General features: G+C 42.9%; 8 protein-coding genes. 6 read left to right on the top strand and 2 right to left on the bottom strand.

Annotated elements, in window-relative coordinates:
- Nucleotides 1-1190, bottom strand: a 1190-nt coding sequence (locus HZA10_04740; protein MBI5195608.1) for an aspartate aminotransferase family protein, incomplete at its 3' end; no start/stop codon positions are given.
- A gap of 224 nt (nucleotides 1191-1414) precedes the next feature.
- Between HZA10_04740 and HZA10_04735 the strand changes: the two genes are divergently transcribed.
- Together HZA10_04735 and HZA10_04730 are read left to right on the top strand one after the other, a co-directional pair.
- Nucleotides 1415-1987, top strand: coding sequence for a hypothetical protein (locus tag HZA10_04735; protein ID MBI5195607.1), 573 nt, complete (start codon nucleotides 1415-1417; stop codon nucleotides 1985-1987).
- Nucleotides 1988-2171: 184 nt separating this feature from the next.
- Nucleotides 2172-2498, top strand: a complete 327-nt coding sequence (locus HZA10_04730) for a winged helix-turn-helix transcriptional regulator (GenBank protein MBI5195606.1) — start codon at nucleotides 2172-2174, stop codon at nucleotides 2496-2498.
- Between the two features lie 293 nt (nucleotides 2499-2791).
- Here HZA10_04730 and HZA10_04725 read toward each other — a convergent pair whose 3' ends face one another.
- A complete protein-coding gene (locus tag HZA10_04725) occupies nucleotides 2792-3598 on the bottom strand; it encodes a TrmB family transcriptional regulator (protein MBI5195605.1) in 807 nt (268 codons plus the stop codon).
- A gap of 373 nt (nucleotides 3599-3971) precedes the next feature.
- Between HZA10_04725 and dnaA the strand changes: the two genes are divergently transcribed.
- The 4 genes from dnaA (at nucleotide 3972) to HZA10_04705 (ending at nucleotide 10695) form a co-directional block, all read left to right on the top strand.
- Nucleotides 3972-5315 (top strand): chromosomal replication initiator protein DnaA, encoded by a 1344-nt coding sequence (gene dnaA / locus HZA10_04720; GenBank protein MBI5195604.1) that lies wholly within the window; start codon nucleotides 3972-3974, stop codon nucleotides 5313-5315.
- Nucleotides 5316-5426: 111 nt separating this feature from the next.
- On the top strand, nucleotides 5427-6533 hold the full coding sequence (gene dnaN, locus HZA10_04715; protein MBI5195603.1) for a DNA polymerase III subunit beta: 1107 nt from the start codon (nucleotides 5427-5429) through the stop codon (nucleotides 6531-6533).
- Nucleotides 6534-6693: 160 nt separating this feature from the next.
- Complete coding sequence (gene gyrB / locus HZA10_04710) at nucleotides 6694-9099, top strand: DNA topoisomerase (ATP-hydrolyzing) subunit B (protein MBI5195602.1); 2406 nt, start codon at nucleotides 6694-6696, stop codon at nucleotides 9097-9099.
- Nucleotides 9100-9849: 750 nt separating this feature from the next.
- On the top strand, nucleotides 9850-10695 hold the full coding sequence (locus HZA10_04705; GenBank protein ID MBI5195601.1) for a site-specific integrase: 846 nt from the start codon (nucleotides 9850-9852) through the stop codon (nucleotides 10693-10695).
- The last annotated feature ends 120 nt before the right edge of the window (nucleotides 10696-10815 follow it).

Below are 10815 nucleotides of genomic sequence, written 5' to 3'. Positions count from 1 at the left end.
TGGGGAAAATCAGATATTTCTGCAAGTTCTTTTTTCAAAATCTCAACCTTCCTCTGCATCTTTTGCATTGTCTTTTCTTTTTTGAAAATTTCAAGATTTGCAAGGGCAGCGGAGCATGCAAGCTGGTTTCCGGTATAAGTATGCCCGTGAAAAAATGTTTTAAGCTCTTTAAATTTTCCAAGGAATACATTATAGATTTTCCCTGTAGTGATAGTTGCCGCAAGCGGAAGATAACCGCCTGTAATCCCCTTTGCAACACACAAAATATCAGGGCTAACGCCCTCATGTCCGCATGCAAACATCTTTCCGGTCCTGCCAAAACCTGTCGCAACCTCATCTGCAATCATGAGAATATTGTATTTAGTGCAGAGTTTTCTTACGCCTTTTAAATATCCGTGCGGAGAGACAATCATCCCGCCTGCGCCCTGCACAACCGGCTCAATGATTACACCTGCGATGTCCTTGTGATGTTTTTTCATTACTTCTTCCATTTTTTTGAGGCAATATAGTCTGCATGACGGATATTTCTTGCCAAGCACGCAGCGGTAGCAGTACGGCGAAGGCGCTTTGTAGGATTTAAACAAAAGCGAAAAAAACAGTCTGTGAAAAATATCAATGCCGCCAACGCTCACTGCGCCGATTGTGTCGCCGTGGTATGCATTGTCAAGAGATAAAAATTTCTTTTTACGCCTGACTCCGCTGTGCTGCCAGAACTGAAACGCCATCTTAAGCCCGATTTCAACGGCAGTTGAACCGTTGTCAGAGTAGAAGACTTTTGATAAGGATGAAGGTTGAGGGATGAAGGATGAGTTACTAATCCCCCCCTGCCCCCCTTTAGCAAAGGGGGGTGAGGGGGGATTACCCAATTTCCGTACTAATTGTATAAGCCGTTCAGCTAATTCCACCGCAGGCGGGTGAGTAAGCCCCAGAAGGGTTGAATGACTGATTCTGTCAATCTGCGCCTTTACTGCGTCGTCAATTTCTTTTTTCCCGTGCCCGTGGACATTAACCCAGAGAGATGATACGCCGTCAAGATACCATTTGCCTGTAATGTCTTTAAGAAAAGCCCCCCTGCCCTCTGTGATGATGACAGGCGCCTCCTCTGCCCACTCCCTCATTTGCGTAAAAGGATGCCAGAGATATTCCTTGTCCAGCCTCTCAATGCACTTCTTCTGCAACAGAATTCCCATGAAGGGAATTATAGGGAAGATGTTTAAGGGTTGTCAATGAAATGAAGTAAATAAACCTTGACAATGCATATGGTTTTCAAGATAATTGAATAAATAGTGAGCGTATTCTCCGTGGTCTTGCCACAGGGAATATCAATCATCAAAACCTATACCGTATGTAAACAGCAGAAAAAATATAGGATATGTTGTTCCTGATTTTTTAAATTTTTTTCAAGGAGGCATTTATGCAATTTAAGCCTTTTGAACCAAATATTGAAGTCAGCGGGAATGCGGCTTATGCTATAGTTGCAGGATTCGGTATAGTTAAAATTTTATCAAAATCTCATCTAAGACAAGCAGGGCTTCCGGAGATATTAGATAAAAATAATTGGTATTCTCAGGAAAAATGGCTTATGGCTTTTGAAAGTATTTCAAAAAGAAGCGATAGTACTTTGTTTAGAATCGGCCTGCAGATTCCAAGAAATGCTATATTCCCTGACTGGATGAAAACCATTGAAGATGCTGTTAAATCCATTGATATTGCTTATCATATGAATCACAGAAAGAATAATAAAATAATGTTTAATCCAGATACCGGTAGAATGACAGAAGGGATCGGTCATTACGGCTATACTAAAATTGAAGGTCAAAATTTAATTATATCCGTCTGTAATAATCCTTATCCGTGCAGCTTTGACAGGGGGATAATCACAGCAATGGCGCAAAAGTTTCAACCAGATGCAACAGTTATACATGACGACTCAAAGCCGTGCAGGAAAAAAGGCGGTGAAAGCTGCACATATACAATTTCATGGTAAGAAAAATTGAAGTAAATGGGAAATTTGGGACAGCGCCCGTTTAATTGAGAGATAAAGCTCCACATCCCGCATTTTTAACATGGCAAACCGCAGGCTTCTCCTTGCAAAAAAAAAATGCTTGACAATATAAGTTCGCAGGATTAATATTAGTTTATACAAATATACTTATAGACAAGAGATAATTATGAAGGGATCCGCAGAATTATTTAAACTGCTTTCAGTTGATAAACGAATAGAAATTATTGAATTACTGAAAAAAGAGCCCATAAGTGTCAATGCGTTAGCTAATGCATTGGGAATAACACAGTCAGCGGTATCTCAGCATTTGAGAGTTCTCAGAAGCGCGGGATTTGTGAAGAATGAGAGGCAGGGTTATTGGATTTATTATTCTCTAAATCGAGACACCCTTGAAAAGTGCAGGGAAAGGCTTAATCGTATTTGTACTTGCGGCTGTTTAGGCGGGCATGTGAAGATAAAACAAATGCATAAAGGAATTGCCAAGCCAAAATAGCGGATATTTTTTTGCTTAATTATATAAGTAGATGAGCATACACTTAAACTAAAGGGGGTGATAACATTGACAAAAGATATTAAAAAAGAAACAAAAGAACATCCTGCAGAAAAGACCACCGAAATTAAGAGCGGTTCAAAAAGTTCCTGCGGCTGCGGTTGTCTTCCGCTCATGAAAAAGAAATAATCAATGCGTTTGTGAGGGTGGGTTAAAAAAATCAATCCACCCTCATTATTCGCACTAGTCACGAATTGTGTTGACAGTTCAAGTAAATAGAGGGATTGCCCCCCTCCTTACTCATCTCTGTAAATATCCAGAAGCCGTTCATATTTCTCTCCGAATTTCTCTTTAAGCGCCGGCGCAAAGCGGCTCATTATCTTCATCTGATAAATGTCATGCCGCACATAGCCCTCTGCCGTTATGACAAAGGCCTCATTCATGCTCCAGATTGCCTCTGTCCCTCCTGTCCATCCTGAGCTGATTTTAGCTGTGATGGCTTCCTTTGAGTCGGCAATAAGCGTAAAACCCCTGCTGCCTCCCCTTTGAGAATAAATAGTCTCTTCCGCAGGATGCCTGTAAATCCTGCCGACTTTAATATGCGTGGCCCCGTAGTGAAGCACTGCTACTTTTAATCCCCGCGCCTCTGCATCAATAAGGGACGCAGACAGCGTTTCAAACTCTGCAGGCCATACGGATATGATGATTGTCTTTTCCGCAGTAGAAATCATCCTCTTTGCCTTAACGATAAGCCCTTCGTAATCACCCATGTGCCAGGTATAACTGGTATCTATGCCTCCCTTCAAATCCTGCAGCTCCCTCTTAACTGCATCAAGATTGTCTTCCATGGATAATTTAAAGCCTGCTATAAATTCATCAAGGGGCTGGGGGATAAACATCCTTGTCTTTTCGCCGTGGATAGTCTGAGCCATCTGTCTTAGCTCAAGCCTCTTAATAACCTCATAGATCTTGGAGGTGGGTATACCGGAATTTTTTGCTATTTCATAAGCGCTTGAGGGACTTTCTTTCAAAAGGGCACGGTATGCCTTTGCCTCGTACTCAGAAATCCCTAATTGCGTAAGCCTGAAAATCAGTGTATCCATGTATTATTAACTACCATAGTAGTTAATAAATGTCAAGTTTTGAATTAATCTTCCCTGTGGCAAGACCACAGGAAATCTAATGTAAGGATTTTCTTTATCATATTCGCTCGCTTAACCCCGCGGCAAGACCACGGGGAATGCGCTCGCTATTTATTTTAGCGTATTTTGGCAGGCAAAAAAACGGCAAAAACACCCTTGCTAATATATATGGTCTTAGGTATAATATTTCACCTTACAACCTTACGGTATTTTCCAGACTGCCCGGGGTTCTAAGTTTCAAAAAAATCATAGACTGTAAGTTATCAACAGAGTGTTAATATTGTGTTTATAACTCAATACTTAAACAGCTTCAGGTTCCGGAGGTAGAATTAAAATAGTGGAAACAGAAGAGATATGGGGTAAAACACTTAATGCTATTCAGGAGAGGATTGACGATCAGACATTTGATCTGTGGTTCAAACCCATAAAGCTGCTGCAATTCCATGACCAGCACTTAGTGATTGAAGTGCCAAACAGGTTCTTCAAGGAATGGATTGAAGACCATTTTCATGCGCTGCTCACAGAGACCATTGAAGGGCTCATTAAAAAACCGGTAACGATTAAATTCAATGTTTCTGAAAAACAGGAAAACGCCGTCCTCAAAAAGATAGAGACAACGAGGGAGAACAGAAAGGCAAAACTTGCGAGCAAGGGCATTTACCTTAATCCGAAATACACATTTGATAACTTTGTCAGTGGTACAAGCAATCAGTTTGCCAGTGCGGCGGCAATGGCAGTTGCCAACTCACCGGGTAGGGCTTACAATCCGCTGTTTATTCACGGCGGCGTAGGGCTCGGCAAGACTCACCTCATGAATGCAATCGGCAATGCAATAATAGACAAGCTGCCTGATGCAAAACTTTTTTATGTGCCTGCAGAGCAGTTCACCAATGAATTTGTCTATTCCATGAGAAATGACAAGATGGATATGTTCAAGGAAAAATACAGACACCTTGATGTGCTCATAATTGACGACATACAGTTCATAGCCGGGAAAAGCGGCACGCAGGAAGAATTGTTTCATACATTTAACGCCCTCTACAATTCACAGAAGCAGATTGTATTCTCAAGTGACAGGCCGCCTGCGGATATAGCGCCTCTTACAGAACGCCTGCGGTCCAGGTTTGGCATGGGGCTGATTGCAGAGATACAGGCGCCTGATATTGAAACAAAGATAGCTATTTTAGGGAAAAAATCTGAAACAGAAGGCATAAAGCTCCCTGACGACGTCATCGTTTTTCTGGCAAACAAGATAAAGTCCAATATCAGAGACCTTGAGGCATGCATGATACGGCTCGGCGCGCATTCCTCCCTCTCCGGAAAAGCAATTACCACTGACATGTCAAAAGAAGTGCTTAAGGATATGATCAGGGATGAGGAAAAGGCGTTGACTGTTGACACGATTCAAAAAGCGGTCTGCGAATATTACGGCATCAGGCTTCAGGACATGAAGGCAAAAAAAAGGACCAGGGACATTGCATTTCCAAGGCAGGTTGCCATGTATCTTTGCAAGATTCTGACAGACGCCTCTCTTGCCGACATAGGCAAACAATTCGGAGGCAAAGACCACTCCACAGTCATTCATGCCTGCAAACAGATTGAGGAGCGTAAAAAACATGATGAGGACTTTAATAAAAAACTTGAATATCTGACAAAAAAAATCAGGAGCTATGAATGAAAAAGTTGAAAGTTAAAAGTGAAAAGTTAAAAGTTTTGGAATGTTTTTAATTATAATCCTTAACTCTTAACTCTTAACTTTTAACTTCTAACTTTAAAAACAGGAGGATTTATGAAGCTGAAGGTAGAAAGGGATGAAATACAAAGTGTATTGCAAAACATTCAGGGCATCGTTGAGAAAAAAACCACCATGCCGGTTCTCAGCCATTTTTTGCTGAAAGCCGACAAGGCAATCTCCGTGATTGCAACCGACCTTGATATTACGATCATCAGCAGCCTGAAAGCGGATATCATTGAAAAAGGCAGTCTCTGTATACCTGCAAGAAAACTCTTTGAGATAACAAAGGAGCTGGAAGACAGCGTGCTTCTTGAGTCGCAGGAAAACAACTGGCTGCGGGTTTCCTCAGGCAAAAGCACTTTTAAATTAATGGGGCTGCCAGAGGCGGAATACCCGGCCATGCCTGAGGTGAGCCAGGCTGAAAACATAATCTTAAACGCAAAGACGTTAAAAGATATGATTGAAAAGACAATTTATGCGACAGGCGATAATGACCTTAGGTACACGCTGAACGGCATCCTTATGCATTTTATCCCGAAGAAAAAAGCCATTGAGCTGAAGGTTGTCGGCACTGACGGACACCGCCTTTCACTTATTTCAAAGGAAATAGAAGGAAAACTTTCAGAGGAAAAAAAGCTTATACTGCCCAAGAAAGCCGCTGTTGAAATAAGCCGCCTCCTTGGCGAAAATGTTGTAACTATCACAGTAGGACTGAACAAAAATCATATGTTCTTCACCATGGAAGACCTGACACTGACATCCCGGCTCATTGAAGGGACGTATCCCAACTACGACCAGGTCATCCCTAAGGGCAATGAAAAGAAAATGACAGCGGATAAGGCTACATTCCTTAAAGCAATAAAAAGGACGTCAATAATGAGCAGGGAGGGAACCAATGCCATCAGGTTTGACATAGAGCCGGGCAAGCTGACCATGATTTCTATAAATCCCGACCTCGGCGAGGCCAGGGAGGAGATTAGCGTTCAGTACAAGGGAGACCCCCTTTCAATAGGTTTTAATGCCCGTTATGTGATGGATGCGGCTAAGGCAATGGGCGGGGAAGCCATCAGGTTTGACCTGCAGGATTCGCTCAGCCCTACCCTTATGCAGGAAGCGGAAGATAAAGATTACAGCTGTGTCGTTATGCCGATGAGAATATGAGTTAAAAGGATTCAAGGATTCAAGGGGTCAAGGGTTCCAGTGATTAAAATTCGTAACCCGTGACGCTTAACGCGTTACGAGTTACGTTTCTTTAAATCTTAGCCACTTGAACCCTGGAATCCACGAACCCTCGAACCCTTTTTTTTAGAGAAGGAGATAAATGACAGATAAAATGCAAAACGGAAATGAAGAAACATACGGCGCAGGAGATATAAAAATTCTTAAGGGCCTTGACGGCGTAAAAAAAAGGCCTGCAATGTACATCGGCAGCACGGGAATTGAAGGACTGCACCATCTTGTATACGAAGTTGTGGACAACAGCGTTGACGAGGCGCTTGCAGGTTTCTGCACAAAGGTTGACGTCACAATCCACACAGAAGGAAGCATCACCGTCATTGATGACGGCAGGGGTATCCCCACAGGACCCCATCCGGGCGACCCGAAAGGGCGTTCTGCCGCAGAGATTGCGCTGACAGAACTCCACGCCGGAGGGAAATTTGAAAGCAAGGCTTACAAAATCTCAGGCGGACTGCACGGGGTCGGGGTTTCAGTCGTCAATGCGCTTTCCGAGTGGCTTGATATTGAGATTAAGCAGGGTGGACAGGTGTGGGAACAGCATTTTGAGCGCGGAGTGCCAAAGGCGCCGCTTACCGTAGTGGGAAAAACCAAAGGCAGAGGCACTAAGATCACATTTAAGCCTGATACCGAGGTTTTTGAAACTATGGATTTCAGCTATGATACTCTTTCACAAAGGCTGAGGGAGCTTGCCTTTCTTAACAAGGGGCTTCAGATTAAACTTGCAGACGAAAGAAGCAGTGAGGAAGAGACATTCCATTACAGCGGCGGCATTGTATCTTTTGTTGAGCACTTAAATACAAACAAGACACCGCTTCATGCAAAGCCGATTTACGTCACAAAAGAAAAAGACGGCGCATCCGTGGAAGTGGCTCTCCAGTACAACGACAGTTATTCGGAAACCATATATTCTTTTGCCAATAACATCAACACAAAAGAGGGTGGGACGCATCTGGTGGGCTTCAAGGCGGCTCTCACCCGCACAGCCAATAATTATGCCGCTTCATCCGGAATTTCAAAAAATATCAAAGAAACCCTCTCCGGTGAAGATATAAGGGAAGGACTTACGGCAGTCATCAGCATAAAAATACCTGACCCGCAGTTTGAAGGGCAGACCAAGACCAAACTCGGCAACAGCGAGGTTAAGGGACTCGTTGAATCACTTGTAAACGATGCGCTGGGCAATTATTTTGAACAGAACCCCCCCATTGCAAGAAAAATAATTGAAAAGGCATTCTTAGCGTCAAGGGCCAGGGATGCCGCAAGAAAGGCAAGAGAACTCACAAGGAGAAAGGGCGCGCTTGAAGATACAGGCCTTCCGGGGAAACTTGCCGACTGTGCGCAGAAAGACCCGGCGCTGAGCGAGATTTTCATAGTAGAGGGCGATTCAGCAGGCGGCTCTGCAAAACAGGGGCGCGACAGGAGCAACCAGGCAATACTGCCTCTTAAGGGAAAAATCCTGAATGTGGAAAAGGCAAGGCTGGACAAAATGCTCGGCTCCGAAGAGATAAAAATTATGATTACCGCGCTCGGCGCAGGCATTGGCACAGGCGAAGGCGATTTTGATATCGCAAAGATACGCTACCATAAAATTATTATCATGACGGATGCCGACGTAGACGGGGCGCACATCCGGACCCTGCTTCTCACATTCTTCTACAGGCAGATGCCGCAGGTAATTGAAAACGGCTATCTCTTCATAGCCCAGCCTCCGCTTTTTAAAGTAAAAAAAGGGCGCTCAGAGCGTTATATCCAGAGTGAGAACAAGCTTGAAGACATGCTGCTGGACCTGGCGGCTGATGAAATTGAACTTCAGGTCAACGGCAAGTCATTAACCGGCAAGATACTTGTGCCGTACATAAAAAAACTCTCAAAACTTGAAAAGCTCATCAACTGGTTTGCAAAGAGGAAAAAAGATACAGAGGCGCTCAAGGCGCTGCTCGGGTTGGACCTCAGCAAATCAACCCTGAAGGACCGGGACCTGGTTTATGCCTTAGTGGAAAAACTTAAATCAAAATTTCCTGATTTGACTGAAGAGATAGAGGAAGACGAAGAACACCAGGCCTTCAAGATAAACTTAAAACGTCAGTCCGTAAAACTAACGATTGACGATGAATTTTTGGCGTCTCCGGATTTCAGGGAACTGCAGAGCCTGTACACAGCGTTAAAGGAATTAGGCCAGGCGCCTTACAAAATTATGGAAAAAGATGCGGTAAAAGAATTCAGCGACTCGCGGGCGCTTTATGAATTCATTTTTGCCCTCGCAAAAAAAGGCATAAACATTCAGAGGTATAAGGGACTCGGCGAGATGAACCCGACGCAGTTGTGGGAAACCACAATGGACCCTGAAAAAAGGACTCTGCTTCAGGTCAGCGTTGACGACTCTGTGAAGGCTGACGCAATCTTCACAATTCTCATGGGCGACCAGGTGGAGCCGCGCAAGGAATTCATAGAAAAACACGCTCTTGAAGTGAGAAATCTGGACATATAAGAGCCGGGGGGATAAGAAGTTAGAGCATGAAATTTAAGGAAAAAGCTTTTTTAATATCGCCAAAGTTGATTTTAGTTTCTAAAATTTTGCAAGTTAGAAAACTGCTTATCTAATTACCGCCCGGATAACCTTAAGGCTCAAACGAAGCTTTCCTCATAAGGGTAATTTCATAAAAAATCTTGACAATACAACGGAGCTTCACAATAATATAACCGTTATAATCCTTTTTATATCTACCATTATCTTTTACCTTGCAGTATATGATTTACAGAGGGGAGGTAAGGGAGAGGGGAAAACACACATGGGATAGTAATTGTTACCAAGGATGACACAGGCAGAATACTTGTTAGCTTTCCTTATAATCCACAACTAATTGAAAAAGTCAAAACAGTTCTAGGTTACAAATGGAATAAGGAAAACAAACACTGGATTTTTGCCGATACCAATGGAACATTGGAGAAAATATTACAGGTTTTCAAGGACGAGAAAATCCATTTAGACCCCTCCCTGCAAGCTAAACTTCTTTCTCCTGCCATTGTGGGAAGCAAAGATCCCTTTTCTGTCATTGCGAGGAGCAGGGATTCCTCACCTGTCATTGCGAGCACCCGAAGGGTGCGTGGCAATCTTAATTTAGGCTCGGAACAGGCTCCGCAATCTCAGGGGAACTCCTCTTTGGCAAAACCTTTTTCTTTATCCCCCTCTTTGGTAAAGAGGGGCGAGGGGAGATTTTCTGATAAAAAATTATCTGCAATGACCTTTGAAGATTTAAAGCGCGAACTCCTTTCAAGAAAATACAGCTACAAAACTGTGAAAGGCTATCTCTATTACAACAGGGACTTCCTGGGTTTTATCAATAAGCAGCCAACAGACATAAGCGATTCAGACATTAAAGATTACTTGCTTTACCTTGCAGAGGATAAACAATCAGCAACATCCACGCTGAATCAGGCAATCAATGCCCTGAAGTTTTATTATGGGACAATGCTTAAGAAGAAATTTGTCTATGAAGTAAAAAGACCCCGCAAGGACAAAAAACTGCCCGTAGTCTTAAGCAAAGAAGAAGTTACAAAAATCCTCAATTCAGTAGATAATCTTAAACACAGGGCTATTCTTATGATAGTGTATTCTGCTGGATTAAGAGTCGGAGAAGTGGTTAGATTGAAACCTGAAGACATAGACAGCAAGCGGATGCTGATTCACATTAAAGGGGCAAAAGGAAGAAAAGACCGTTATGTAATGTTGTCTGAAATAGCATTGGAAATTCTTAGGGGATATTGGCGGGAATATAAGCCTTCAAAGTATCTCTTTCAAGGCGCAAAGGCAGACAGGTATATTTCGATAAGAACAGTGCAAAAAATTCTGGAGCATGCTTGTCAAAAGGCAGGGATAAAAAAAGAGATAACTGTGCATTCCTTGCGGCACAGTTTTGCGACTCATTTATTAGAGGCTGGGACTGATTTGAGGTACATACAGGAGCTATTGGGTCATGCTCACAGTAAAACTACTGAAATCTATACCCATGTTAGTACCAAAAGCATAAGTAAAATTCAAAGTCCTTTGGACAGTTTAGACTTGAGGAAAGGAGGTAATGACTGACAATATTTGTCATGAAAAAAGGTTGGCTGGCTATTCAGCCAGAGTTGGGATAGACGAAATACTTCGTCTATAATCCCAAATAAGGACAAAAAGCGAAGTACTTCGCTTGTGAAGTAGTTA

It is taken from the genome of Nitrospirota bacterium (assembly GCA_016212185.1).
GTDB lineage: Bacteria > Nitrospirota > Thermodesulfovibrionia > UBA6902 > DSMQ01 > JACRGX01.
The sequence above is the reverse complement of the archived record's forward strand: the minus strand, read 5'-3'. Positions and strand labels throughout refer to the sequence as shown.